The following is a 26,423-nucleotide window of genomic DNA, read 5'->3' as shown; positions in this document are numbered from 1 at the left end:
CGGCGAAGGCCGGGGCCAGTGCGTTATCACGCGACGTTGGTTTCTATTTCGCTCTGGCCCCCGGCCTTCGCCGGGGAGCAGTCAAGGCGTCGCACGCTAAGCCCCCCTCCCCACCCCCATTTTCCCGCTTGCACCCTTGCGCCATCGCGCGCAGTCTTGACGTTAACGTCAACGATAGGCGTCGAACGGGAGAGCAAGGGATGGCGAAACGGGTCTGGACAGCCGCGCTGCTGGGCTGCGCGGCACTGGCGTTGGCTTCATGCAACGCGTCGAAGAATGACAGTATCTCGGGTGGCAGCGCCCTCGACGATGCCGAGAAAGCCAGCGAGACCCTGCTCAAGACCGGCGGCAACGGCGACAATTGGGGCGCGATCGGTTACAGCTATGACGAGCAGCGCTTCAGCCCGCTGACCGATATCGACGACAAGAATGTGGGCAACCTCGGCATCGCATGGACCGCCGACCTCGACGATGCGCGCGGGCAGGAAGCGACCCCGGTGGTCGTCGATGGCGTGATGTATGTCACCCACGCCTGGTCAAAGGTCAGCGCATGGGATGCCGCAACCGGCAAACCTTTATGGAAATTCGATCCCAAGGTTCCCGGTGAGCGCGCAGTTTCGGCGTGCTGCGACGTCGTCAATCGCGGCGTCGCGGTCTGGGGCGACAAGGTCTTTGTCGGCGCGCTCGACGGCCGCCTGATCGCGCTCGACAAGAAGACAGGCAAGGAGCTGTGGTCGACGCAGACCTTCGACACGTCCAAACCCTATACGATCACCGGCGCGCCGCGCGTCGTGAAGGATATGGTGCTGATCGGCAACGGCGGCGCCGAATTCGGGGTGCGCGGTTATGTCACCGCTTACGACGCCGACACGGGCAAGGAGCGCTGGCGCTTCTACACTGCGCCGAACCCGACCAAAGCCAAGGACGGCGCGGCGTCGGACGACATCTTTGCAACCAAGGCCAACGCGACATGGTCCGACAAGGGCGAGTGGCAAACCTCGGGCGGCGGCGGCACCGTGTGGGATGCGATCGTCTACGACAAAGATCTCGACCAGATCTATCTCGGCGTCGGTAACGGCAATCCGTGGAACCACGGCACGCGCTCGAATGGCGAGGGCGATAACTGGTTCCTCTCGTCGGTCGTCGCGCTCGATGCCACGACGGGCAAATATAAATGGCATTATCAGGAGACGCCCGGCGAGACGTGGGATTATACCGCGACCCAGCCGATCATCCTCGCCGAGCAGGCGGTGAACGGTAAGCCGGTCAAGGTGCTGTACCATGCGCCGAAGAACGGCTTCTTCTTCACCATCGACCGTGCGAGCGGCAAGCTGATCGACGCCAAGCCCTTCGTCGATGGCATCAACTGGGCGACGGGTTACGACATGGCGACCGGCCGCCCGATCGAAAATCCCGAGGCGCGCTTCTACAAGACCGGCAAGCCCTTCATCGCTATCCCCGGCGCATTGGGCGCGCACAACTGGCACCCGATGAGCTTCAATCCGGCGACGGGGCTCGTTTACATTCCGGCGCAGCAGATACCGCAGGGCTATCTCGCCGACATGACCGAGCTCGATAAACGCAAGGTCGTCGGCTTCAACACCGGCTCGTCGCTGACCGCGACGATGATGCCCGACGACAAGGCGGCGTATCGCGCCGCGGTCGCCGCCACCACCGGCCGCCTCGTCGCCTTCGACCCGCGCACCGGCAAGGTCGCGTGGGCGGTCGACCATCCCGCGGCGTGGAACGGCGGCACGATGACGACCGCGGGCAATCTGGTATTCCAGGGAACGAGCACGGGCCGCTTCCGCGCCTATGCCGCCGACACCGGCAAGCAATTGCTCGACCTCGACATGCAGTCAGGGATCGTCAGCGCGCCCTCGACCTTCCGCGTCGGCGGGGTGCAATATGTCGCCTTCCAGACGAGCAAGGGCGGCGCCTTTCCGCTCGTCGCCGGGGTTGCGGGCGGCGTGACGCGTAAGGTGCCCAATATCCCGCGCCTCGTCGTGATGAAAATCGGCGGCACGGTGAAGCTCCCCGCGCCGCCCGCGTCGGCGGCGCTCGCGTGGAACCCGCCGCCGCAGTTCGGCACGCCCGCGCAGGTTGCGGCGGGCAAAGCACATTTCGGGCGCTATTGCATCGTCTGTCACGGCGACAGCGCGATCGGCAACGGTTTCACTCCCGACCTCCGCGTCTCGGGTACGCTCGCAAACGCCGATGCGTGGAAATCGGTGATCATCGACGGCGCGCTCAAGGACCGCGGCATGGTGAGCTTCGCGAAGGTGCTCACGCCCGCCGACGCCGAAGCGCTTCGCGCCTATGTCATCGACCGGTCGAACTGGACCAAGGCCAATCTGGCCGACTCCTCGGCACCGATGGGACGCTGACCGCCCAAAAATTAGGCACCCTAAGAACGCCGTTGCCCACCCCTTGGGCAGCGGCGTTCTTTCGTTTCAAATTTCTTACCAGAACCCCGCGATTCGCCAATTGGCACGGCTTTTGATTGGTGCAAGATGGCGGGACACCGCACCGACTCGACGGCGAACCGGGCAGGCACACCTGATCCGGCTCGATGCGCAAGGGGCGGCGGCCAGCCCAAAGGGGGACGAAAAGCGTGAAGAAGATTGAGGCGATCATCAAGCCGTTCAAGCTCGACGAAGTGAAGGAAGCGCTGCACGAAGTGGGTGTCAGCGGCATCACCGTCACCGAGGCCAAGGGTTTCGGACGGCAGAAGGGGCATACCGAACTGTATCGCGGCGCCGAATATGTCGTCGACTTTCTGCCCAAGGTGAAGCTGGAGGTCATCGTCGAGGACTCGATGGCCGAACGCGTCGTGGAGGCGATCGCTGCCGCCGCGCAGACCGGCCGCATCGGCGACGGCAAGATCTTCGTCATTCCGGTCGAAACGGCGCTCCGCATCCGCACCGGCGAACGCAACGAGGACGCGCTTTAATCTTTCGCATTTTTCGAAAACCCGACAACCCCCGGCACGCCGGATCATTTCGCAAGAAGGAAGCATAGACGATGGCTACGAAGCCCAAGGATATCATCGCGCGGATCAAGGAAAACGACATCGAGTGGGTCGACCTGCGCTTCACCGACCCCAAGGGCAAGTGGCAGCACCTGACGATGGTCGCCTCGGTCCTCGGCGAGGACGAGCTCGAAGACGGCCTGATGTTCGACGGCTCGTCGATCGAAGGCTGGAAGGCGATCAACGAGTCGGACATGATCCTGAAGCCCGACCTCGACGCCGTCTATGACGATCCCTTCTCGGCGACCCCGATGCTCGTGATCTTCTGCGACATCGTCGAGCCGTCGACCGGCGAAGGCTATGCCCGCGACCCGCGCACCACGGCGAAGCGCGCCGAGGCCTATGTCGCCTCGACCGGTATCGGCGACACCGTCTATGTCGGCCCCGAAGCCGAATTCTTCATGTTCGACGACGTCCGCTTCGAAACCGGCTATAACAAGTCGGGCTTCGAGATCGACGACATCGAGCTGCCGACGAACACCGGCCGCAGCTATGAAGGCGGCAACCTCGCGCACCGTCCGCGCGCCAAGGGCGGCTATTTCCCCGTCGCGCCGGTCGACAGCGCCGTCGACATCCGCGCCGAAATGGTCTCGACCATGCTCGAACTCGGCCTGCCGTGCGACAAGCATCACCATGAAGTCGCCGCCGCGCAGCACGAGCTCGGCCTGACCTTCGGCACGCTGACCGAAACCGCCGACCGCATGCAGATCTACAAATATGTCGTGCACCAGGTCGCGCATGCTTATGGCAAGACCGCGACCTTCATGCCGAAGCCGATCAAGGACGACAACGGCAGCGGCATGCACACCCACATCTCGATCTGGGAAAAGGGCAAGCCGCTCTTTGCCGGCAACGGCTATGCCGGCCTGTCGGACATGTGCCTCTATTTCATCGGCGGCGTGGTCAAGCACGCCAAGGCGCTCAACGCCTTCACCAACCCGACGACGAACAGCTACAAGCGCCTCGTCCCGGGCTTTGAAGCGCCGGTGCTGCTCGCTTACTCGTCGCGCAACCGTTCGGCCTCGTGCCGCATTCCGTACGGCGCTGGCGCCAAGTCGAAGCGCGTCGAGTTCCGTTTCCCCGACGCGATGGCCAACCCCTATCTCTGCTATTCGGCGCTGCTGATGGCGGGCCTCGACGGCATCCAGAACAAGATTCACCCGGGCGACCCGATGGACAAGAATCTGTACGACCTGCCGCCCGAGGAGCTGAGCGAAGTCCCGACCGTCTGCGGTTCGCTTCGCGAAGCGCTCGACAGCCTGCTCGCCGACCACGACTTCCTCTTGAAGGGCGACGTCTTCTCGAAGGACCAGATCGAAGCTTATGTCGAGCTGAAGTGGGACGAAGTCTATCGTTTCGAACAGACCCCGAGCCCGGTCGAGTTCGACATGTACTACAGCGCCTGATCCAACAGGGTCAGATCGCCTAAGGGAGGGCGTCCGGTTCGGGGGAACCGGGCGCCCTTTTCTTTTGGCCGTCCGTCCCCATTACGCTTTGGTAAGCCCTTCGCGTTAAGAGAGGGCAGTCTTTCCGGGGGGAATGCTCGATGTTTCGCATTATGGTGCCGATTGCCGCGATGCTGCTGACGACCGGCTGCGGCAAGATAGCCGAGCTGGTGAACCAGACGCGGACCGTCGCGGCACCGCGAGAACAGGTGTTCGCCAAGATGTTCGGCGACGACAGCGCCTTCACCGGCCTGCCGCTCGTCACCAACGGCGGATCGACACGCCTCTACGAACTCGTCGTGCAAAAGGGCGAGCCCGGGTTCGAACAAATGGTGCCCGACGAGCGGCCCGAGGCGTATAAGGTCAAGATCGCGGTCGCGATGGAGATCCCGCGCGAGGCGCATCTGATTTACAGCGTCGACGACGGCGCACTGTCCACGGGGCTGAAGTTCACCTTCGACGAGTTGGCGCCCGATCGCACCCGCGTCGCGTTCGCCATCGACGACCTGACGGGCACCGAAACGAAAGGCTTGGCGGTCAATCGCTCCGCACTGACAAAGATTGCCCGCGACGCGCTGGGCAAGCTCGACGATTTCGAGGAGGTCAAAGAGCCCGCTTGAGGCGGCACGGGATCGCCGCCCGTATGGCGAACCCGGCGGGGTTGCGATCCCCGCCCCCCGATGGCAGGTTGCGGTCGGGGTGGGGTTCGATCACGAAAGGCTGTTTGGCCATGCGGATGCGCGTCTTTGCCGCCCTTACCCCTTTCCTCCTCGCGTCGTGCGGCGGAGGCGATGGCGGGGGCAGCACACCGCCCGCGGCCAATGCGCCGCCGGCCTTCACCTCGCTCCAGACCGCCAGCGTCGTCGAAAACACCGCCGCCGCCTATCAGGCGACCGCGAGCGACCCCAATGGCGATGCCCTGACCTTTGCGATCGACGGCGGCGCCGATGCCGCGCTCTTCTCGATCACCGCGGCCGGCGCGCTGCGCTTCAACGCCGCGCCCGATTTCGACCTGCCCGGCGATGCCAATGGCGACAATATCTATACGGTCCAGCTCCGCGTCAGCGACGCCAGCGCCAGCGCGACGCAAACGGTCAACATCACCGTCACCAACAGCCGCGAGGGCATCGCGGTCGCGCGCGTCGGCACCGGCTTCAGCCAGCCGACCTATGTTCTCGGCATTCCGGGCAGCAGCGACGTCTATGTGCTGGAAAAGGCGGGGCGGGTCTATCGCCTGAATCCCTCGACCGGCGTGAAGACACTGCGCTTCACGGTCGGCGATCTGTCGACCGACGGCGAGCGCGGATTGCTCAGCATGGCGCTGCTGCCGAACCCGGCGAATTCCGATCGCTTCATGATCTATTGCACCAATGCCGCCGGCGATATCGAGATTCGCGAATATGGAACCCTCTCCGGAACGCCGCAAATATTGGCGAGACTCTCGATACCGCATCCCGGCGCGAACAATCATAATGGCGGTTCGATGATCTTCGGCCCCGACGGCTTTCTCTATGCCGGGGTGGGCGACGGCGGCGGCTCGGGCGATCCCGGCAACAACGCCCAGAACCCCAATTCGCGGCTCGGCAAGATATTGCGGATCAGGGTGGTCGAAGATCCCTATGCGGGTGCGTCGCCGACCTTCTTCACTCCGGCGCCCGGCAACCCCTATCTCAGCGGCGGCGGGGATCCGTACGTCTATGCCCTTGGCCTCCGCAATCCGTTCCGTACCTCCTTCTCGGGCACGACGCTGATCATCGCCGACGTCGGGCAAGGCGCTGTCGAGGAAATCGACCTGGTGACGACCACACAGCCAGGGCTGAACTTCGGCTGGCGCTTCAAGGAAGGGACCCAGTCTTTCACCGGCACGGCACCCGGCGGGCTCACCGACCCGGTCGCCGAATATGGCCATGGCAGCGGTCCGCGGCAGGGCAATTCGATCACCGGCGGCTATGTCTACCGCGGCCCTGTGGCGTCCTTGCAGGGCCAATATGTCTTCGCCGACTTCGTCTCGAACAATATCTGGTCGGTGCCTTTCGCCAGCCTCGTCCCCGGCCAGACGCTCGCCTCTTCGCGCTTCGCGCGGCGGAACGAGGATTTTGCACCCGACGCCGGGACGCTGAATTCGATCGCTTCGTTCGGCGAGGACAGCGCGGGCAACCTCTTCCTCATCAGCATCGGCGGCGATATTTTCATGGTCCGCCCCGGAACCTGAGCGGGTTCCCGGCCATTTCCTTGCAGGGGGGCCAGCCCGCAAGGAAATGCCATGCCTGTCCCCCTGACCGCCGCCGCCATCAACTGCTCGCTTTCGGCCAAGGGCCGCGCCAGTTCGACCGACGCAATGATCGCGGTGCTCGCCGAACATTTCGCGGCTCTGGACGTGACGGTCGCCGACCCGATCCGCATCGCCGCCCACAACGTCAAATGGGGCGTGACCTCGAACCAGGGACCGGACGACGAATGGCCCGCGATCCGCAAACAGATCCTCACCGCCGACATATTGATCTTCGGCACGCCGATCTGGATGGGGCAGGCGTCGAGCGTCGCCAAGCTCGTGATGGAGCGCATGGACGCCTTCCTGTCGGAAACCGACGATCGGGGGCGCATGCCGAGCTATTCGAAGGTCGCGGTCGCCGCGATCGTCGGCAATGAGGATGGCGCACACCATGTCTCGGCTCAGATCTTCCAGGCGCTCAACGATGTCGGCTGGACGATCCCCGCGGTCGCCGCCTGCTATTGGGTCGGCGAGGCGATGGGATCGACCGACTTCAAAGATCTCGAACACCGCCCGCGCAAGGTCACCCAAACCGCTAAGATGGTCGCCGCCAACGCGGCGCACCTCGCAAGACTGCTCAAACAGGCACCCTACCCCGGCTGAGCGCTTGCCGAGGCGAGGTGGAGGCGGCACAAGAGGCTGTTCAGAGGAGCCTCCCCATGAAATCACTGCCGCTTGCCGCTCTCGTCGCCCTTCAGCTCGCGCTTGTCCCGGCGGCGGAAGCCAAGCTCTCGAAGGCCGAAAGCGCCATGGCGAAGACGGTCGCGGCCGAACAGGACCGCAACCTCGCGTTGCTCGAAAAGCTCGTCAACCAGAACAGCGGCTCACTCAATCTCGAGGGCGTCAAAAAGGTCGGGGCGATGATGCGCACCGAACTCGAACCGCTGGGTTTTAAGGTCGAATGGAAGCCGATGCGCGACACCGGACGCGCCGGCCATCTGATCGCCACGCACAGCGGCAAGCCCGATGCCAAGCGCCTGCTGCTGATCGCGCATCTCGATACGGTGTTCGAACCCGACTCGCCCTTTCAGAAATTCACTCGCAAGGGCGATATGGGCGAAGGCCCCGGCGCGGGCGACGACAAGGGCGGCATGGTCGTGATCGTCGCGGCGCTGCGCGCGATGCAGGCCGCGGGGACGCTGAAGGACGCAAATATCGAAATCCACATGACCGGCGACGAGGAGGATTCGGGCAGCCCGATCGAGAAAGCGCGCGCCGACCTGATCGCGGCGGGCAAGCGCAGCGACGTCGCGCTCGATTTCGAGGGGCTTGTGCGCGACAATGGCGCCGACATGGGTTCGGTCGCGCGGCGCTCGTCGGACAGCTGGACCGTCACCGCGACGGGCAAGAGCGCGCACAGTTCGGGTATCTTCAGCGCCGCGGCGGGCGACGGCGCGATCTATGAACTCACGCGCATCGTCCACCGCTTCCGCACCGAGCTGCCCGAGCCGAACCTCACCTTCAACATCGGGCTGATCGCAGGCGGGCAGCAGGCCGATCTCGACGCGGGCGGCATCCGCGCGACGGTGACCGGCAAGACCAACATCATCGCACCAGTAGCGGTCGCGCGCGGCGATCTGCGCGCGCTGTCGTCCGAACAGATCGAACGGGTGAAGGCGAAAATGACGGCGATCGTCGCCGAACATGCCCCCGGCACCGATGCCAAGATCGCTTTCGATCCCGGCGGCTATCCCTCGATGGCGCCGACCGACGGCAATCGCGCCTTGCTAGCGAAGCTCAACGGCGTGAACCGCGATCTCGGGCTGGCCGAAATGGCGCCGCTCGATCCGCTGAAGCGCGGCGCGGGAGACATCAGCTTCGTTGCCGCCGATGTCGACGGGCTCGCGGGACTCGGGCCGTACAGCACGGGCGACCATGCCCCGGGCGAAGCCGTCGACATCCCCAGCATCGCGCGACAGGCGACGCGCGCTGCCATCCTGATGTCACGTCTTTCCGCTGAAAAACGCTGACCTGCCGCAATTGGCAGTTGGCCTTTGCTTGATTCATCCGCCACAGTGATTAGGTAGCAATCCGAGACGGATTCACCGCCGATGGGAGACAGGACATGAGCACCGAAACGCACCTCAAACAGAATTACATCGGCGGCCGTTGGGTCGACAGCAAAGGCGGCAAGCCGCACGACGTCATCAACCCGGCGACCGAAGAAGCCGCCTCGACGATCGTCCTCGGCACCGCCGCCGACGTCGACGATGCCGTCGCCGCAGCGCGCGAAGCCCTGAAGAGCTGGTCGCAGACGACGCGCGAAGAGCGGCTCGACCTTTTGAACCGCATTGTCGAGGAATATAAGAAGCGCGCCCCCGACCTTGCCAAATCGATGGCGAGCGAAATGGGCGCTCCCGTCAGCTTCGCGGGCACCGCGCAGGTCGGCGCGGGCATCGGCGGCTTCCTCGGCACCATCGCGGCGTTGAAAGACTTCAGCTTCACCGAAAAATACGCCGCGGGCGTCATCGCATACGAGCCGATCGGCGTCGTCGGCATGATCACGCCGTGGAACTGGCCGCTGAACCAGATCGCACTCAAGGTCGCCCCCGCGCTCGCCGGCGGCAACACGATGGTGCTCAAGCCGTCGGAAGAATGCCCCGGCAACGCGACGATCTTCGCCGAAATCCTCGATGCCGCGGGCGTGCCGCCGGGCGTGTTCAACCTCGTGCAGGGCGACGGCCCGACCGTCGGCAACGCGATCAGCGCGCACCCCGGCATCGAAATGGTGAGCTTCACCGGCTCGACCCGCGCGGGCATCCTCGTCGCGAAGGCGGCCGCCGATACCGTCAAGCGCGTCCATCAGGAACTTGGCGGCAAGTCGCCGAACATCGTCCTGCCCGACGCCGATTTCGCCGCGGTACTGCCGCCGACGGTGCAGGGCGTGCTCGTCAACACGGGCCAGAGCTGCATCGCCCCGACGCGCATCCTCGTCCAGAAGGATCGCGAGGCCGAGGCAGTCGGCGTGATCAAGGCGATGTTCGACGGGACGTCGGTCGGCGACCCGCAGGCCGAGGGCGGCCATATCGGCCCGGTCGTCAACAAGGCGCAGTTCGACAAGATCCAGGGCCTGATCCAGTCGGCGATCGACGAAGGCGCGACGCTGGAGACCGGCGGCACCGGCCTCCCGTCGAACGTCAACCGCGGCTATTATATCAAGCCGACCGTCTTCTCGGGCGTTACGCGCGACATGCGCATCGCCAACGAGGAAATCTTCGGACCCGTCGCGACGATCATGGCCTATGGCGACCTCGACGAAGCCGTCGATATCGCCAACGACACCGAATATGGCCTGTCGGCGGTGATTTCGGGCGACCCCGCCAAGGCGGCTGACGTAGCACCGAAGCTGCGCGCCGGCATGGTCGCGGTCAACGCGTGGGGCCCCGGCCCGGGCGCGGCGTTCGGCGGCTACAAGGCATCGGGCAACGGCCGCGAAGGCGGCGTGTTCGGGCTGAAGGACTTCATGGAAGTGAAGTCGATCAGCGGCATTCCGGCCTGATCTTCTCCCCACCCGCTTGCAGGAGGGGTCGGGGGAGGGCCTGTAGCCTCGCCAACCCTCCCCGCTACGACTAGCGAGCAAGCTCGCAAGCCTCGCTGCCCCTCCCGTAAACGGGAGGGGTTTTTCTTTGAGTGCTACAGAGCTAAGCGCTCCCGCATGACCACGCGCTCACCGCTCGCCCCCGCCGCCTTCCCCGCCCTCCCCGACATCGCCGGGGTGACGCGCCGCGTCGCGCGTGCGCAGTACAAGAATTGGGACCGCTGCGACCTCACCTATGTCGAGCTCGCGCCCGGCACCACGGTCGCGGGCGTCTTCACGCGCAATGTCTGCTGCTCGTCCGAAGTCGAGCTCGGCCGCGAGCAGGTGAAGGGCGGCATCGGCCGCGCGCTGATCGTCAACGCGGGCAACAGCAACGCCTTCACCGGCTATCGTGGGCGCGAGGCGGTCGAGCAGATCATGGCGCAGGTCGCGGACCATCTCGGCTGCGAACCGGCCGAAGTCTTCGTCAGTTCGACCGGCGTCATCGGCGTGCCCTTGCCCAAGGACAAGGCCCGCGCCGGGGTCGAAGCCGCGCTGACCGCGGAGCCCTGCTCGTGGGAAGCCGCCGCCGACACGATCGGCACTACCGACACCTTCGCGAAGGGCTCGGGCGCGAGCGCGATCGTCGATGGCAAGACCGTCCATGTCGCAGGGATCGTCAAGGGGTCGGGAATGATCGCCCCCGACATGGCGACGATGCTCGGCTATATCTTCACCGACGCCGTGGTCGCGCCTGCGCTTTTGCAGGAGATGCTGAGCGAAGCGACCAGCGGCAGCTTCAACAGCATCACCGTCGACAGCGATACGTCGACCAGCGACACCGTGCTGCTCTTCGCGACCGGGCAGGCGGGCAACGCCACGCTCACGACCCGTGACGATCCGGGCGCCGACGCGCTCTACGCCGCGATCCGTTCGGTCGCGCTCGATCTCGCGCAACAGGTCGTGCGCGACGGCGAGGGCGCGTCGAAGTTCATCGAGATACAAGTGACCGGCGCCACCAGCGACGACAGCGCGAAACGCGTCGCGCTCGCGATCGCCAACTCGCCGCTGGTGAAAACCGCAATCGCGGGCGAGGACGCGAACTGGGGCCGCGTCGTGATGGCGGTGGGCAAGGCGGGCGAACCCGCCGACCGCGACCGCCTCGCGATCCGCTTCGGCGATCATTGGGTCGCGAAGGACGGCCTGCCCGTCGATGGCTATGACGAAGCGCCGGTTGCGGCGCACCTCAAAGGTCAGGACATCCGCGTCGGCGCCGACCTGGGGCTCGGCGAGGGCCGCGCGACCGTTTGGACGTGCGACCTCACCCACGGATATATCAGCATCAACGCCGATTATCGGAGCTGATGACCGCCTCAAACAGAGATATATATAACTCTAAAGCTTGTGAATTTCTCCGAGTTTTGCTTCCGGACGGCGTGAACCCGCGTCACCCTTACGGCACTTTCGCCGTGGACCGGGCCTGACCGCACGACGCCTTCATCAGTCCCGTGAAAGCCGCATCGCGGCGCCCCCGCCCGGTGCGAGCCAGAGTTTGTAGCTGTCGCCCTTCTTCACCTTGATCGTATCATAGGCGATGCGGTGCCGCGCGTCGGTCAGATAGATGGCGCCCTCGCCATCCTTCCAGATCGTGGCGGTATAGGTTTTTCTCGGCTCGAGGAAATCGAAGCGCAGCGTCAGCGTGCGTTCGGTCGCGTCGTTGACCCCGCCGACATACCAGTCGGCGCTGCCCCGGTCCTTGCGCGCGAAGATCGCATAATCGCCGACCTCACCCGCGATCAGGCGGCTTTCGGACCAGTCGGCGGGAACCGCCTTGATGAATTCGAGCTCGCGCGGATGCGCTTCCAGATTCTCGATGAAGTCGGCGGCCATCTGGATCGGCGAATAGATGGCAAGATATAGCCCGAGCTGCTTTGCAAGCGTCGAGGCGAGCGGCGCCTTGTTCGCGCCCTCGAGGCTCAGCACGCCCGGGGTAAAGTCCATCGGCCCCGACAGCATGCGCGTATAGACGAGCGTCGGTTCATGGTCCGGGCCGTTCGCGAAGGCGCCCCACGCGTTATACTCCATGCCACGCGCGCCTTCACGCGCAACCCAGTTGGGATAGGTGCGGCGCAGGCCCGTATCCTTGATCGGTTCGTGCGGATTGACCGCAACATGATACTTCGCCGCGGTTTCGACGACCTTCAGATGGTGCTGCACCTGCCGCTGGCCGTCGTGCCATTCCATCGCGGCCGTGCCCGGTGTCGCGCCGGGCGCAATGATCCCGCCCGCGTCGGCGACATAACCGGTCTTCACCGTCCCGACACCGAGCTGGCCATAGAGCTTCATCGCGTCGTCGAGCTGCGCCTCATAGACCGCGATATTGCCGCCGGTTTCGTGGTGGCCGATCAGCTGGACGCCCTTTTTGCGCGCATAGTCGGTGACGGCCTTCAGGTCGAAATCGGGGGTCGCCTGCGTGAAGCTGAACTCGTCGCCATGGCCGAACCAATTGCCGTTCCAGCCCTTGTTCCAGCCCTCGACCAATACGCCGCCAAAGCCGTGCTTCGCCGCGAAGTCGATATATTGCTTCGTGCGTTCGGTCGTCGCACCATGCTTCGGCCCCTCGGCCCAGCTCCAGTCGCCGCGGATCATCCCCCACCAGATGCCGATATATTTCATCGGCTTGAACCAGCTGACATCGCCCAGCTTGTTCGGTTCGTTGAGGTTGAGTTCGAGGTCGCTTTCGACGAGACCCGCCGCAGTGTCGGCGATGCGGATCGTCCGCCACGGCGTCGCGAACGGCAGGTCGCGGACGACGCGTGCGCCCTTCGACGACGGCGACAGCGTCGCGCGGAACTTCTGTCCCTCGGCGCGCTTGAACCACATGCCGGCATAGTCGACGAGCGCCGCTTCGTGGAATGCCAGATGCGTCCCGTCGTCGAGGCGCATCGTGATCGGGGTGTGCGCGGTCGCGACTGCGTCGATCGGCGTTTTTTGATAGTTTTGCTCGTAGCGGTTCCACTCGCCGCCGGTGATCCACCATGCGGTGCCGTTGGGGGCTATGTCGAATTCGGTGATTTCGTCGATGATCTCCGCGGTCTTGAGGCCGGGCTGCTCAGGGAGTTCGTAGCGGAAGCCGATGCCGTCGTCGAAGAGGCGGAAGCGGACGTTCATCGCATGGCCGCCCCAGCTTTCGTTCTGGCGGAAGCGGACGAGCAGTTCGTTGTGCCGGTCGCGCACGAAGCGGCGCTCGCCCCACGGCTGTTCCCAGCGCGTGTCGCCGCTCGCGCGCTCGACGCTTTCGATCGCGAAGCCGCGCTGTAGCCCGATGCGGTCGGCGAGGATGAAACCGAGCTTCGACGGCGCGATCAACAGCTTGCCCTTGCGCGACAGCGACCAGGTCGGGCGCTGGTCGTTGTCGGTCGAAACCGTCAGCACAATGGCGCCGTCGGGCGAGGATGCCGTCTGCTCGGGCCGCGTGTCCTGCGCGAAGGCGGGCGCCGCTGCCGCGGCGAGCAGCGGGAGGGCGGCGAACAGGCTACGCATCAATTTGTTCCTTCGAGTTTCAGCCAGAGAGCGCCGCACGGCGGCAAATGCGCCGGATCGGCGCCGTTCAGCGCGACGACCGGAACACCGCCCGCCGCATGGGCCGCGACATCGATCGTCCCGCCACCGAGATTGAAGAGGCAACGGATATGCTCGCCGTCCGCGATCCGGTCGAAAACGAGCAGGTCTCCCTCGGCGATCCAGCGCGCGTCGCGGCCGAGGCGCAGCGCCGGGTGCGCGGCGCGCAGCGCGACGAGTTGGCGCGTGAGGTTGAGCAGCGACGCGGGATCACCCTGTTGCCGGTCGACCGCGAGCGCGCCGTGCTCGGCGCCCAGCGGCAGCCACGGATCGGCGCTCGAAAAACCCGCATGCGTTTCGCCCGCCGCCCACGGCAGCGGGGTGCGCGCGCCGTCGCGCGACAGCGTCAGCGGCCAGTTCTTGAGCGCCTCGGGATCCTTCACCAGCTCGAACGGGATCTCGACCTGGTCAAGCCCCAGTTCCTCGCCATTATAGAGGATGATATTGCCGCGTAGCGCGCAGAGCAGCGCCATCTTCATCCGCGCATAGGCTTGCCCGTCGACGCCTTCGGGGGTCCAGCGCGACAGTGCGCGCGGCGCGTCGTGGTTCTCGAACGCCCAGCTCGGCCAGCCGATTCCGGGCGCTTCGGGCCATTGCTCGGCCGCCTCGCGCACCAGTTGCGGCGTCAGCCGGTCGGCATAGAGGAAGTCGAAGCCATAGGCGCTGTTAAGCCGGCGCTCGCCCGCGGTGAACAGCTTCATCTCGCGCACCGCATCGTCGCCGCCGACTTCGGCGACGGTGAAGCTGCCCGGATATTGATCGGTCAGCGCGCGGATGCGTTCGAGGAAGAGCGGGATGTCAGGGTGCGACTGGTTGTGGATTTTCTGCTGGAAGTCGAACGGGCGGGTGCGGACCTTGTTCGACGGCGGTGCGGGCGGATTGTCGCGGAATTCGGGATCGTGCATCGAGAAATTGATCGCATCGATGCGAAAGCCGTCGACGCCGCGATCGAGCCAGAAGCGCACGACGCCGAGCAGCGCGTCCTGCACCTCCGGGTTGTGAACATTGAGCTGCGGCTGCGAGCCGAGGAAATTATGCATATAATATTGGCCGCGCCGTGCGTCCCACGTCCACGCCGGGCCGCCGAACACCGACTGCCAGTTGGTCGGCGGCGACCCGTCGGGCTTTGCATCGGCCCAGACATACCAGTCGGCCTTGTCATTGTCCTTGCTCGCGCGGCTCGTCGCGAACCACGCATGCCGGTCGGAGGTGTGCGCGAACACAAGATCGGTCGTGACCTTCAGCCCCAGCGCATGCGCGCGCGCCACCAGCGCGTCGAAATCGGCGAGCGTCCCGAAAATCGGGTCGACGCCCACATAATCGGCGATGTCATAGCCGAAATCGTCCATCGGCGAGGGGTAGAAGGGCGAGAGCCAGATCGCGTCGACGCCAAGCGCGGCGACATAGTCGAGGCGCGCGGTGATGCCCGCGAGGTCGCCGATCCCGTCGCCGTTCGAATCGGCAAAGCTGCGCGGGTAGATCTGATAGATCGCCGCGCCCTTCCACCACGGCGCCTCGGCGGCGGCGGGCAAGCTGGCATTCTGGACGAGGGACTGGGTCATTATGGCGTGGTCTTCGCTTATTCGCTGGCCTGGCAAATGATCGTGCCGAAGGCGGGGAGGGACAGATGGATGCTGCCCGGCGCGGCGGGGCTTGCCGGACAGTCACCGTGGAGTGCGGTAAAGCCCGCACTTTTCATATCGATGGCAATATTGGCCGACAGCGGCGCCGCCGACGTGTTGAAGGCGAGCAGCACTTCGCGCCCCGTCACCGGATCGAAACGCGATACCGCAAGCAGTCCGGGCTTGTCGGAAAAGGCGCGAACCTTTGTCGCGCCGCGTGTGAGCGCGGGCGTCTTGCGCCGGATTTCGGACAGCGCCGCGATGAGGCGATAGAGCGGATGCGCGGGGTCGAAATTGGCGGCCGCGGTCGTCGCGTCGCTGCCGAGCAGGTCATTGTCGTTATAGACCGTGACCTTCGACGCGAACATATCCTCGCGCGCGAGCTGGTCCTTGTCGTCGGACAGGAACCCCTGCTCGTCGCCATAATAGATCGTCGGCACCCCGCGCAGCGTGAGCAGCATTGCATGGCCGAGCATCACGCGCTGCAGTAGCTCAGCCTCGCTCGCCTTGGGGTTCGCCGCCTTCACGAACATCGCGAAACGGCCCATGTCGTGGTTGCCGAGGAAGGTCGGCAGCCCTTGCGCCGCCCCTGCCCCGCCCTTGTAGAGCGCGTCGCCGTCGAACAGCCGCGCGAACTGGTCGGTCCCCTTCGTCCCGCTCACCGCATCGATCGCCGCGCGCGCGAAGCCGAAGTCGAGCACCGCGGGCAGGCCCGCCGCGTGCGTATACCAGGCGAGCGCGCCCGGATCGACCGCGTCGACATAGACTTCGCCGAAGATGTGGAAATTGGGAATGCCGCGCGCCTTCGCGCGCGCCTGCATCGCGGGCACGAAGGCCTGCCAAAATTCGGGGTTCACATGCTTCGCGGTGTCGATGCGGAATCCGTCGATGCCGAATTCGTCGATCCAGCGGCCGTAGATGTCGATAAAGCCCTGCACGACGCGCGGGTGCTCGGTCGCGAGATCGTCGAGCCCGGCAAAGTCGCCGTAGAGCGAAGATTCGCCGACCCAGTCGCTGTTGCCGCGGTTGTGGTAATAGATAGGGTCGTTGAGCCAGGCGGGCACCTTCACCCGCTCCTCGCCTTTCGGCACGACGGGCGTGTAGGCGAAGGCGGGATCGGTCAGCTTCTGCCAGTTGCCGGCATCGGCGACATGATCGCCGGCGAAGCCGGGATTGATCGGCGCGCCCGTCACCCCGCCACGCCGCGAGAAGGGATAATCGGCGAGGCTACGATAGCGGAAGCCTCCGTCTGCGCCCTCCTTGTAGGTGATCACATCGGCGGTGTGGTTCGCGATGATGTCCATGTAGACTTTCATGCCGCGCGCGTGCGCCGCGTCGACGAACGCCTTGAACTCGGCATTGGTGCCGAAATGCGGGTCGACCTGCGTGAAGTCGGTGACCCAATAGCCGTGATAACCGGCGCTTTCGTCGTCCTTCGGGCCCTGCACCGGCTTGTTCTTGAAGATCGGGGCGAACCAGATCGCGGTCGTCCCCATGCCCTGGATATAGTCGAGCCGCCTGGTGAGTCCCGCCAGGTCGCCGCCGTGGAAAAAGCCCTTCGCGCTCGGGTCATAGCCGGTCTGGAGCCGGTCGCCCTTCAGCCCGCCGCGATCATTCTTTTCATCGCCATTCTCGAAGCGGTCGGGAAGGACGAAATAGATGATCTCATCCTCGGGCGGGCGCTGGCGGTAATCCGCGGCAGGCGCGGCGCCCGCCAGACTCAGCGCGATGATCGATGCGAACAGGCTCATGCGGGCACTCCTGCCGCGCAGTGCTGCGCGATAAAGTCTTCGTGGGTCGGCAGATGCGACGCCGTGCGCGCGACGATCGTTTCGATGTCGGCGAAAAAGCCCGCGAGTTCGTCGGGGGTGAGCTGGTCGGCCATCGGGTGATATCCATTGGGCACGATATTCTGGCCGGTCAGCACCTGGAACCAGCCGATTTCGACGAACAGCTCGTCGCCCTCGCGAACGATCTGGCCCTGGCTTTTGAACAGCTCGATCTTTCGCGCCAGCGTTTCGGGAATGCCCATCTCGCGGCACCCGATCCAGAAGGGCGCGTCGGTGCGCTGGTTGGCGTGATAGTGGAGGATGACAAAGTCGCGGATGCGTTCGTAATCGAAGCGGACGCGGCGGTTATAGGCATCGATATTGGCGGCATCGAAATCGCGATCGGGAAAGTGCGCGAGCAGCTTGGCGATGCCGTTCTGGATCAGATGGATGCTCGTCGATTCGAGCGGTTCGAGGAATCCCGACGCGAGCCCGAGCGCAACGACATTGCCGTTCCAAGCCTGCTTGCGCATTCCGGTGCGGAAACGCAGCGTCCGTGGCTCGGCGAGCGGGCGACCTTCGATGTTGGCGAGCAGGGTCGCGGTCGCCTCGTCCTCGCTGATGAAGTCGCTGCAAAAGACATGGCCGTTGCCGGTGCGGTGCTGGAGCGGGATGCGCCATTGCCAGCCGGCCTTGTGCGCGATCGCCTGCGTATAGGGCCGCGCCGGGCCGGCATTTTCGCTCGGCACCGCGATCGCGCGGTCGCAGGGGAGCCAGTGCGTCCAGTCCTCGAACCCGGTTTCGAGCGCATCCTCGATCAGCAGCGCGCGAAAGCCCGAGCAGTCGATGAAGAGTTCGCCGTCGATCGCGGTGCCATTGTCCAGCACGACGGCTTCGACATGGCCGCTTTCGCCATTGCGGCGGACGCTGGCGATCTTGCCCTCGGTCCGCTCGACCCCGGCGGCCTCGGCGATCTTGCGCAGATAGGCAGCGTAGAGTGCGGCATCGAAATGAAAGGCGTAAGCGATGCCGTCGAGGCTGGTATTCGGGATTTGCGGCAGCCGCGCAAAGCGGTTCTGCCGTCCCGCCGTCTCGTTCAGCGAATAATCGCCGAGCCGTCCCGCGACGCCCTCGTTCCGGCCGCGGAGCCAATATTGCTGGAACGGCAACATGCCGAGGCTGCGCCCGATCTGCCCGAAGGCGTGCATATAGGTGTCGCCGATTCGGCCCCAGTCGTGGAACTGGATGCCGAGCTTGAACGTCCCGCGCGTTTCGCGAATGAACTCATTCTCGTCGATGCCGATCAGCGCGTTGAACAGGCGGATCGCGGGGATCGTCGCCTCGCCGACCCCGACGGTGCCGATCGCGTCGCTCTCGACCAGCCGGATCGACAGATTGTCCATCGTCCGCGACAGCGCCGCGGCGGCCATCCAGCCCGCGGTTCCGCCGCCGACGATGACGACCTTCGTGATGCGGTTCTCACCCACGCTGCCCATTCCTCTCGTCCGGAAGCGGGCCGGGCTCGAGGGCCGGCCCGCTCATTCCGTCAGAACTTGTAGGTGATACCGGCCATGAAGTTGCGACCATAATTCTGATAGTCGCGGATCTGGCGCGGATCATTGTTGTAATAGGTCACGAAGGGCTCGTTGGTGAGGTTCGACGCCTGCAGCAAGATGCCCAGCCCTTCGAGCGCGCCGCTCTGGAAGGTGTAGCCGACCTGCGCGTCGACGACGAACTCGCTCTTCGCCATGAACATGTCGCGCGCGAGGCTGATCGTCGACACCTCGGCAAGGAATTTCGAGCGATAGCGGCCCGACGCGCGCACCTGGAAGCCGTCCTTTTCGAAATAGGCGGTTCCGTTGATGACCCATTTCGACAGGCCCGGCATCGAGATCGGATCCTCGCCGCCTTCGCGCACACGGCTCTTGGTATAGGAGGCGCTGCCGAGGACGCCGAAGCCATCGAGCGACTGGGTGAGGTTGGCGAACGGGAACGAGAAGGAGGCTTCGGCACCATAGACGCGCCCGGCATTGCCGTTCAGCCACTGCTTGCTGAGGCCCGCCCGCGTGCCGACCGTCCCGCCGTCGGGAACCTCGAAGTCGGTGAAGTCGAACGGATTGACCTGACGATAAATGTAATTTTCGAGATATTTGTAGAAGCCGCCGACCGACACATAGCCGCCCTGCCCGAAATATTTCTCGAGCCCGATATCGACCGTGTCTGCCATCAGCGGACGCAGCTTCGCATTGCCGAGGTCGAGCGACCAGGGCGAGGCGTTGACGTCGGTGTTGTTGCGCTTCGACGTGTCGAAATTGACGCCGCCGCCGGGCTTCAGCTGGTCCATGCGCGCGCGCGCCAGCACGCGGGCGGCACCGAAGCGCAGGAATGTGTTGTCGGCGAATTCGACCGACAAATTGATGCTCGGCAGGATGTCGGTATATTTGTCGCCGTCGGTGACCGGCGTCGACTGGGTGACGCCGCCGACAACCTGCGCATAGAAGCTCGACCCCGTCTGGTCCGAATGAATGACCTGGACGCCGACATTGCCGCGGATCGGAGTGCTTCCCGCATCGGCGTCGAAATTCGCCTGGACGAAGCCGGTCAGTATCTTTTCGCGGATCGTATAATCGTTGAAGACGCGCGCCGGGTCGAAGCCCGCACCGTCGGTCAGATTATAATTCCCGTCATTGTAGAAACGCCAGCTGTCGAACGCGACCATGCCGGGGATGCCGATGAAATCGAGCGACACCGGGTCATAGAGATAGTCGGCGGGCACGGGCGTATTCGCCGGATAATTTTTGCTCGTCAGCACGAAGCCGCGGTCGTCGAGGCTCTTCTTGCGGTCCGAATAATTGGCGCCGACGCGGATGCTGCTGAGCACGCCGTCCAATTCCTGCGTCGCCTGCAGGCGCAGCGATTTCAGCTGGTCCTTGACGCGCGGCGTGTTGACGAAGCCGTCCTGGCAGTTGGCGACCGCGCCGCCGCAGCTGTTCCAGCCCTGCGGATCGGTGATCACGAACAGGTTCGGATCGGAATAGTCGAGCGACGGGTCGAACATGATCCCGCCGTTCGGGCGCATTTCGAAACCCAGCGCGGTTTCGCGCGCGCCGACGCCGGCGCCGCGACCGGTGCCGAGATAGATTTCGAGGTTTTCTTCGGTCTTCTTGATCCGCGAATAGCCAAGGTCGAGTTCGAGCGTCAGCTTGTCATTGGGCTTGAACTGCGTGTTCCAGCCGCCGGCGATGATCGTCGAGTTGCGATGGACGACGTCGTTGCGCATCACCGCCTCGGTGCCCGTCCAGACGCCTTTCGTCACCAGACCGTCCTCGATGGTGAAGCCGGGCTGGAGCGTCGAATTGCCCCAGAAGAGCGGGAATTCGATACCGCGCAGGCGCTGTTCGTCCTTGAACTTCGACCAATAGCCGTCGATCGTCGTGTGGAACTTGTCGCTCGGTTCCCATTCGACGACCGCCATCACGCCGTCGCGCTTCAGCTCGTTCGATTTCACATAGGGCTTGGCACCGCCGATGATGAAAGCGGTGTTCGTGCCGTCGGTCGCCTCGGGATAGCCCCACGCGTTGAAGCGTTCCTCGGCGGTCGGCGACTGCATGCGCGCATAGCCGATCGCCCAGCCGAGCGTGCCGTCGGCATTCTGGTCGATATAGGAGATGTTGGCGCGATAGCCCTTGTTCGAAATATCGGGATTGAGCTTGCCGAGGTCGTTGATCTCGAAACGCGCGCCCGCCGCGATCGTGCGCTTGCCATAAGCGAGCGGGCGCACCGTGCGCATGTCGATCGTGCCGCCGATCGCCTGCCCGATCAGCGACGCGTCGGGGGTCTTGTAGACGATGGCGCCGTTCAGCAGTTCGGACGGATATTGGTCGAGCTCGACCCCGCGGTTGTTGCTCGCCGAAACCTGTTCGCGGCCGTTGAGCAGGGTGGTGGTGAAGTCGGGCGCGAGGCCGCGGATCGACACGACATTGGCGCGGCCGTCGAGGCGCTGCGTCGCGAGGCCCGGCAGGCGCGACAGCGATTCGGCGATCGACAGGTCGGGCAGCTTGCCGATGTCTTCGGCCGAGACGACCTCGACGATCGAGGTGCTGTTCTTCTTCGCCTGGACCGAATTGGCGATCGCGCTGCGGATGCCGCTGACGATGATTTCGCTGTCGGCCGGCGCCTCGTCGACCGGCGCGGTGCTCGCGTCCTGCGCCATCGCGGCACCGGGCAGCACGGCGGTCAAGGCAAGGCCGAGCGTGATGGCGCTGGCACCGCGGCGAAGATTGGTCGGCATGGTCATATGTGGCTCCCCTGGCACGGACGGGTGGTCTTGACCCATGTACCGGGAGGGGGACGCGGGGCGTCCGTCAGGCTCCTCTCCGGCATATGGGCTTTCCCATCTTGAGCCTCGCAATTGAAACCAATCCCGCCGCGCCGCCATAGGGTATACGTATACGCATAATATGCAGAGCCGCGCCCTGTCGCAGAAATGCAACGCTTTCGGGGCGGAAAACCGCGGGACTCGACCACGTGCAATTTCTTGGCATCCACCGGACCAATCGCTACTCTGCGGGGCGAGCGGCGGCCACCAGGAAGGCCGGGCGCCGGGAGAGAGACATGGGGCGCCAGCCCTCGGCCAAGCCGACGAGTTTCGACATCGCCTATCTGGCGGGCGTCTCGCAGCCGACGGTTTCGCGCGCGCTGCGCGGCAGCAAGTCGGTCAGCGCCGCGACCCGCGCCAACATTCAGCGCATCGCGCAGGAACTCAACTACACCGTCGACAAGAACGCCTCGAGCCTGCGCTCGCAGCGCACGCACACGCTCGCGCTGCTCTTTTTCGAGGACCCGAACCCCGACGAATCGATGATCAACCCCTTCTTCCTGTCGATGCTGGGGTCGATCACGCGCGAATGCGCGCGGCGCGGCTATGACCTGCTCATCAGTTTCCAGCAGATGCACAATGACTGGCACGTCACCTATCAGGACAGCCACCGGTCCGACGGCATCATCCTGCTCGGTTACGGTGATTATCAGCTTTACCTCACCAAGCTGGAGCATCTGGTCGAGATGGGGACCAAGTTCGTTCGCTGGGGATCGGTATCCGAAGAGGGTATCGGGCTGACCGTCGGGTCCGACAATGTCGGCGCGGGCGAACAGGCGGGCGCGCATCTGGTCGAGATCGGGCGGCGGCGGATCGCTTTCCTTGGCGACGCGTCGGACCATGCGCCCGAATTCCAGGATCGCTACGACGGGCTTTGCCGCGCGATGCGCGCCGCGGGTCTCGAACCCGACCCGGCGTTGCAGCGCGATGCGGTGTCGTCGGAGGATTCGGGCTACGCCGCCGCGAGGTCGCTGATCGAAAGCGGACAGTCATTCGACGCGGTTTTCGCCGCGAGCGACCTGATCGCGATCGGCGCGATGCGCGCACTGGCCGAAGCCGGGCTGCGGCTGCCGCACGACGTCGCGATCATCGGCTTCGACGATATCCCCGCCGCCAGCCTGACCACGCCGACGCTGACCACGGTTATGCAGGATATGAAAGGCGCGGGGACATTGCTCGTCGATGCGTTGCTCGCGCGCATCGACGACCGCCCGGTCGAACAGCGGATCTTGCCGGCGCGGCTGATCCGGCGGCAGAGTACGGCGGTTTAGCTTCGCGCGTGTGCTTTGGAGTTGGGAAGCGGACGCCGCCCCCCCTATTTCGTCATCCCCGCGAAAGCGGGGACCCAGAGCGTCCGTCGGCCGGCCCATCCCTGGGTTCCCGCTTTCGCGGGAATGACAAAGGAGGGAGTGCGGCAACATTCGGTCGAACCCCGCCCCTCCACGTATTCGTATACGTAACCGCGCCGCGCTTGCTCTCTCCCCCGCGCGCTGCGACACCCGGCCCAACGGAAGCCGCGACCGACGGCCTCAGGGGAGACGCATGATGGAAAAGCCGAAGCAGGGCTTTGCCGGCCTATGGAATATCAGCTTCGGCTTTTTCGGCATCCAGATCGGCTTCGCGCTGCAAAATGCGAATATGAGCCGGATTTTCCAGTCGCTGGGCGAGGATATCGAACGCCTCCCCGGCCTGTGGGTCGCCGCGCCGCTGACCGGGCTGCTCGTGCAGCCGATCGTCGGGCATATGAGCGACCGGACCTGGCTCGGCCGGCTCGGACGCCGCCGTCCCTACTTTCTCGCCGGCGCGATCCTCGCCGCGATCGCGCTGTTCGTCATGCCCGAAAGCCCCGCGATCTGGTTCGCCGCGATGATGCTGTGGATCCTCGACGCCTCGCTCAACATCTCGATGGAACCCTTCCGCGCCTTCGTCGGCGACATGCTGCGCAAGGACCAGCACAGCGTCGGCTATGCGGTGCAGACCGCGTTCATCGGCGCGGGCGCCGTCGTCGGGTCGCTCTTTCCCTCGCTGATGGAGGCGATGGGGGTCGCGAATGTCGCGCCGCCGGGGCAGATTCCCGATACGGTGCGCTATGCCTTCTGGTTCGGCGGGATCGCGCTGTTCCTCGCGGTGCTCTGGACCGTCGTCACAACGGGCGAATATAGCCCCGAACAGATGGCGGCATTCGAAGCCGGATCGCCCGGCGACGGGTCTCCGGTCCGCGCGCTCGCATCGCACAGCTATGGCGCCAGCATGCTCTGGATCGGCGCGGGACTGCTCATCCTCCTCGCCCAGCAGCATTTTGCGCTGCTTCGCGAAGTGCTGCTGCTCGGCGCGCTGCTCATCGGCTACGGCCTTGCAAGCATTATCGCGATCGCGCTGGCGCGACGCGGCAACGACAAGAATATGCTGTCGAGCATCGTCGGCGACTTCTCCGGCATGCCGCCACTGATGAAGCGGCTGGCGCTCGTCCAGTTTTTCAGCTGGTCGGCGCTGTTCATCATGTGGATCAACACCACCCCGATCGTCGCCCAATATCATTTCGGAACGACCGACGCCGCCAGCGCCGCCTATCAGGACGCGGGCAACTGGGTCGGCCAGCTGTTCGCCATCTACAACGGCGTCGCCGCAGTCGCGGCGCTGACCTTGCTCCCCTGGCTCGCGCGCCGCTTTGGGCAGGCGCGCACGCACATGGTCGGCCTCGCGTGCGGCGCGGTCGGGTATGCCAGCTTCTTCCTGCTCCGCGACCCGTCGCAGCTGATCGTCAGCGAAATCTTCATCGGCATTTTCTGGGCGTCCGTCCTCGCGATGCCCTATGCGATCCTCGCCTCCAGCCTGCCGCAAGCGAAGCTCGGCATCTATATGGGGCTCTTCAACGTCTTCGTCGTCGTCCCGCAATTGCTCGTCGCGACGGTGATGGGATCAATCATGCAAGCGCTGTTTCCGGGCGAGCCCATCTATACGATGGCGTTCGCTGCCTTTGCCTTGCTGCTGGCAATCGCCGCGATGACCCGGGTCAACCCACCGGCCCCGGCCGAGGCCCGCCAGGGCTGACGATCCTCGCTCATCCCGGCCATGGCCGATTATATATCTCGGTCGGCCCCGGATATTCGCTGCCATCGTCGCGGCCGACTTCGCGCGCGATCAGCGCATTGGCCATGGCGTTGAGGCGCAGCAGATTTCGTCGTTGATCGGGGTGCGATGCCAGGTTGACGATTTCATTGGGATCGGCGTGCGTATCGTAAAGTTCAAGGTCGTTGTTCGCCGACAACTCCGCCCAGTTTCGCGGCTGCCGATGATGCGCCGGGGCGAAATAGCGGGCGAATTTCCAGCGGCCGTCATGCACCCCGCGGTGCAGCCGCCGTCGCGTCAGGTCGAAACGGTCGGTGAAGGGGGCGGCCGCGGGCTGTCCCGCCTTCGGCGCCCAGCCATAGCCCACGGCATAGTTGAACAAATGCCCCCGAATGTCGCGTTCGGTCCGGGCATCGGGGTCCGCCAGCAAGGGCGTCATATCGACCCCCGGCAGGTCCGGATAATGCTCCTTCCGCCAGCCGGTATCCTTGCCGGCGAGCGCGAGCAGCGTCGGTGCGATATCGACCGCGCTCATCAGGCCGCGCGACCGGCGTCCGCCCGGCGCATCGGGATGGACGATCATCATCGGCACGTTGGTTTCCTCGCGATAGATGGTGCCGCCCTTTTGCCGCATCCCGTGCGCGCCGGCGCGTTCGCCATGATCGGAGGTGAAGAGGATGATGGTGTTTTCCATCTGGCCGCTGGCTTCCAGCGCCCACAAAAGCTGGCCGATCCGCCGGTCCATGTCGCGAATGCAATTGTAGTAATAGTTGCGGAAGCGGCGCCAGGACGCTTCGTCGGCGTGATCCAGCGCGCCATAGGTGCGCGTGCTCGATGCGACGATCCCCCGATGCGCCTCGGGCTTGCCGCTCAGATCGTCGCTGTGGAAGCTTTCGGGCAGATCGAAGCCATTGTCCTCGGCGTAGAGCGGGTCGCCGGGTTCGCGGCGCAGCGGCCCCAGAAGATTGGGATGCGCGCGCGATGCCGTCTGTTTTCCGGTCGCATCATAGAACATGATGTCGTGCGGATTGAGCAGGCCGACGACCATGAACCAGGGTTTGCCGGCCGCCTTGTCGCGTTCCTTGAAATCGAGGATGCTGCGCGAGGCGTCAGCGGCGATATATTGGTCGTGCCGATAGCCGTCCCACGTCAGGCCGACCGCCTCGCCATCGAAGCCGTAATCGTCGAAGCCATATTCTTCCATGGCCTTCTCGGTGGCCGGGTAGATCATGCCCGACACCTGGTTCCAGTTGCGCTTTTCGTTGATCGGCGAAAGGTGCCATTTCCCCTTGTAACTGGTGTAATAGCCCGCCGACCGCATCATGTGCCCCAGCGTCGGCAGGTCGGTCGGCAGCACCGGATCGTCGGCTCCGCTCGAGTTCAGATAGATGCCCGTGCGCTGGGTGTGATGCCCGGTAAAGATCGTCGAGCGCGACGGGCTGCACGGGGTCGTCTGGACATGGTAATTTTCGACGAGCAGCCCGCGCGCCATCAATTCGCGGTGCCCCGGCAGCTTTTCGAGCAGCCCCTTCGGGAAGCTCGCGACGCTCTGTTCCTGATCGGTGACGATCATCAGGATGTTGAGCTTGCGCCCGTCCGCCGCGGACACGCTGGCCCGCGCGCCCGACGCCGCGAGCGCCCCGGCGCCGCCCAGCCCGCCGACGAATGTGCGGCGGTCAACTGTCCAAACCATCTCAGG

Annotated in this window: 17 protein-coding genes; 11 read left to right on the top strand and 6 right to left on the bottom strand. The window is 64.9% G+C overall.

The features are described 5' to 3' along the window. Positions 1-200: 200 nt before the first annotated feature. The 9 genes from V8J55_RS08365 (at position 201) to argJ (ending at position 11,630) form a co-directional block, all read left to right on the top strand. A complete protein-coding gene (locus V8J55_RS08365; RefSeq protein WP_336445165.1) occupies positions 201-2,387 on the top strand; it encodes a PQQ-dependent dehydrogenase, methanol/ethanol family in 2,187 nt (728 codons plus the stop codon). Positions 2,388-2,614: 227 nt separating this feature from the next. Beyond that, the gene (locus tag V8J55_RS08360) at positions 2,615-2,953 is read left to right on the top strand and encodes a P-II family nitrogen regulator (RefSeq protein ID WP_037518110.1); all 339 of its coding nucleotides are present in this window, start codon (positions 2,615-2,617) and stop codon (positions 2,951-2,953) included. Between the two features lie 71 nt (positions 2,954-3,024). Next, positions 3,025-4,437 (top strand): type I glutamate--ammonia ligase, encoded by a 1,413-nt coding sequence (gene glnA, locus V8J55_RS08355; RefSeq protein WP_336445164.1) that lies wholly within the window; start codon positions 3,025-3,027, stop codon positions 4,435-4,437. A 140-nt stretch (positions 4,438-4,577) separates the two neighbouring features. Beyond that, complete coding sequence (locus V8J55_RS08350) at positions 4,578-5,096, top strand: hypothetical protein (protein ID WP_336445163.1); 519 nt, start codon at positions 4,578-4,580, stop codon at positions 5,094-5,096. Between the two features lie 110 nt (positions 5,097-5,206). Next, positions 5,207-6,688: a PQQ-dependent sugar dehydrogenase gene (locus V8J55_RS08345; protein ID WP_336445162.1), complete on the top strand. Its 1,482-nt coding sequence runs from the start codon at positions 5,207-5,209 to the stop codon at positions 6,686-6,688. Positions 6,689-6,739: 51 nt separating this feature from the next. Then, positions 6,740-7,351 (top strand): flavodoxin family protein, encoded by a 612-nt coding sequence (locus V8J55_RS08340; RefSeq protein ID WP_336445161.1) that lies wholly within the window; start codon positions 6,740-6,742, stop codon positions 7,349-7,351. A gap of 56 nt (positions 7,352-7,407) precedes the next feature. Beyond that, on the top strand, positions 7,408-8,718 hold the full coding sequence (locus V8J55_RS08335) for a M20/M25/M40 family metallo-hydrolase (RefSeq protein ID WP_336445160.1): 1,311 nt from the start codon (positions 7,408-7,410) through the stop codon (positions 8,716-8,718). Positions 8,719-8,813: 95 nt separating this feature from the next. Next, a complete protein-coding gene (locus V8J55_RS08330) occupies positions 8,814-10,247 on the top strand; it encodes an aldehyde dehydrogenase family protein (RefSeq protein WP_336445159.1) in 1,434 nt (477 codons plus the stop codon). 156 nt (positions 10,248-10,403) lie between these two features. Next, complete coding sequence (gene argJ / locus V8J55_RS08325; protein ID WP_336445158.1) at positions 10,404-11,630, top strand: bifunctional glutamate N-acetyltransferase/amino-acid acetyltransferase ArgJ; 1,227 nt, start codon at positions 10,404-10,406, stop codon at positions 11,628-11,630. A 135-nt stretch (positions 11,631-11,765) separates the two neighbouring features. Here argJ and V8J55_RS08320 read toward each other — a convergent pair whose 3' ends face one another. Genes V8J55_RS08320 through V8J55_RS08300 form a run of 5 tightly spaced genes read right to left on the bottom strand, consistent with a single transcriptional unit; the run spans position 11,766 to position 21,574 of the window. Further along, the gene (locus V8J55_RS08320) at positions 11,766-13,808 is read right to left on the bottom strand and encodes a glycoside hydrolase family 97 protein (protein ID WP_336445157.1); all 2,043 of its coding nucleotides are present in this window, start codon (positions 13,806-13,808) and stop codon (positions 11,766-11,768) included. Further along, the gene (locus V8J55_RS08315) at positions 13,808-15,448 is read right to left on the bottom strand and encodes an alpha-amylase family glycosyl hydrolase (protein WP_336445156.1); all 1,641 of its coding nucleotides are present in this window, start codon (positions 15,446-15,448) and stop codon (positions 13,808-13,810) included. The genes V8J55_RS08320 and V8J55_RS08315 overlap by 1 nt, the downstream gene beginning before the upstream one ends. Before the next feature lie 17 nt (positions 15,449-15,465). Further along, positions 15,466-17,259, bottom strand: a complete 1,794-nt coding sequence (locus tag V8J55_RS08310; RefSeq protein WP_336445155.1) for an alpha-amylase family glycosyl hydrolase — start codon at positions 17,257-17,259, stop codon at positions 15,466-15,468. Then, a complete protein-coding gene (locus V8J55_RS08305; protein ID WP_443030793.1) occupies positions 17,256-18,773 on the bottom strand; it encodes a tryptophan halogenase family protein in 1,518 nt (505 codons plus the stop codon). The genes V8J55_RS08310 and V8J55_RS08305 overlap by 4 nt, the downstream gene beginning before the upstream one ends. A 50-nt stretch (positions 18,774-18,823) precedes the next feature. Further along, the gene (locus V8J55_RS08300; RefSeq protein WP_336445153.1) at positions 18,824-21,574 is read right to left on the bottom strand and encodes a TonB-dependent receptor; all 2,751 of its coding nucleotides are present in this window, start codon (positions 21,572-21,574) and stop codon (positions 18,824-18,826) included. Positions 21,575-21,891: 317 nt separating this feature from the next. On the opposite strand from V8J55_RS08300, the gene V8J55_RS08295 reads away from it, so the two are divergent. Continuing rightward, a complete protein-coding gene (locus V8J55_RS08295) occupies positions 21,892-22,926 on the top strand; it encodes a LacI family DNA-binding transcriptional regulator (protein WP_336445152.1) in 1,035 nt (344 codons plus the stop codon). A gap of 274 nt (positions 22,927-23,200) precedes the next feature. After that, complete coding sequence (locus tag V8J55_RS08290; RefSeq protein ID WP_336445151.1) at positions 23,201-24,706, top strand: MFS transporter; 1,506 nt, start codon at positions 23,201-23,203, stop codon at positions 24,704-24,706. A 10-nt stretch (positions 24,707-24,716) separates the two neighbouring features. Here V8J55_RS08290 and V8J55_RS08285 read toward each other — a convergent pair whose 3' ends face one another. Beyond that, entirely contained in the window at positions 24,717-26,417 is a 1,701-nt protein-coding gene (locus V8J55_RS08285; RefSeq protein WP_336445150.1) for a sulfatase-like hydrolase/transferase, read from the bottom strand. Between the last annotated feature and the right edge of the window lie 6 nt (positions 26,418-26,423).

The sequence above is a fragment of the Sphingopyxis sp. CCNWLW2 genome (genome assembly GCF_037095755.1).
Taxonomy (GTDB): Bacteria; Pseudomonadota; Alphaproteobacteria; order Sphingomonadales; family Sphingomonadaceae; genus Sphingopyxis.
Note: the sequence above shows the minus strand (reverse complement) of the source record. Positions and strands in the feature narration are given on the sequence as shown.

Bases quoted from the DNA above. Each gene is read 5' to 3' on its own strand.
- V8J55_RS08365 (WP_336445165.1), top strand. From the start codon at position 201: ATGGCGAAACGGGTCTGGACAGCCGCGCTGCTGGGCTGCGCGGCACTG.
- glnA (WP_336445164.1), top strand. From the start codon at position 3,025: ATGGCTACGAAGCCCAAGGATATCATCGCGCGGATCAAGGAAAACGAC.
- V8J55_RS08350 (WP_336445163.1), top strand. From the start codon at position 4,578: ATGTTTCGCATTATGGTGCCGATTGCCGCGATGCTGCTGACGACCGGC.
- V8J55_RS08345 (WP_336445162.1), top strand. From the start codon at position 5,207: ATGCGGATGCGCGTCTTTGCCGCCCTTACCCCTTTCCTCCTCGCGTCG.
- V8J55_RS08340 (WP_336445161.1), top strand. From the start codon at position 6,740: ATGCCTGTCCCCCTGACCGCCGCCGCCATCAACTGCTCGCTTTCGGCC.
- V8J55_RS08335 (WP_336445160.1), top strand. From the start codon at position 7,408: ATGAAATCACTGCCGCTTGCCGCTCTCGTCGCCCTTCAGCTCGCGCTT.
- V8J55_RS08330 (WP_336445159.1), top strand. From the start codon at position 8,814: ATGAGCACCGAAACGCACCTCAAACAGAATTACATCGGCGGCCGTTGG.
- argJ (WP_336445158.1), top strand. From the start codon at position 10,404: ATGACCACGCGCTCACCGCTCGCCCCCGCCGCCTTCCCCGCCCTCCCC.
- V8J55_RS08320 (WP_336445157.1), bottom strand. From the start codon at position 13,808: ATGCGTAGCCTGTTCGCCGCCCTCCCGCTGCTCGCCGCGGCAGCGGCG.
- V8J55_RS08315 (WP_336445156.1), bottom strand. From the start codon at position 15,448: ATGACCCAGTCCCTCGTCCAGAATGCCAGCTTGCCCGCCGCCGCCGAG.
- V8J55_RS08310 (WP_336445155.1), bottom strand. From the start codon at position 17,259: ATGAGCCTGTTCGCATCGATCATCGCGCTGAGTCTGGCGGGCGCCGCG.
- V8J55_RS08305 (WP_443030793.1), bottom strand. From the start codon at position 18,773: ATGGGCAGCGTGGGTGAGAACCGCATCACGAAGGTCGTCATCGTCGGC.
- V8J55_RS08300 (WP_336445153.1), bottom strand. From the start codon at position 21,574: ATGACCATGCCGACCAATCTTCGCCGCGGTGCCAGCGCCATCACGCTC.
- V8J55_RS08295 (WP_336445152.1), top strand. From the start codon at position 21,892: ATGGGGCGCCAGCCCTCGGCCAAGCCGACGAGTTTCGACATCGCCTAT.
- V8J55_RS08290 (WP_336445151.1), top strand. From the start codon at position 23,201: ATGGAAAAGCCGAAGCAGGGCTTTGCCGGCCTATGGAATATCAGCTTC.
- V8J55_RS08285 (WP_336445150.1), bottom strand. From the start codon at position 26,417: ATGGTTTGGACAGTTGACCGCCGCACATTCGTCGGCGGGCTGGGCGGC.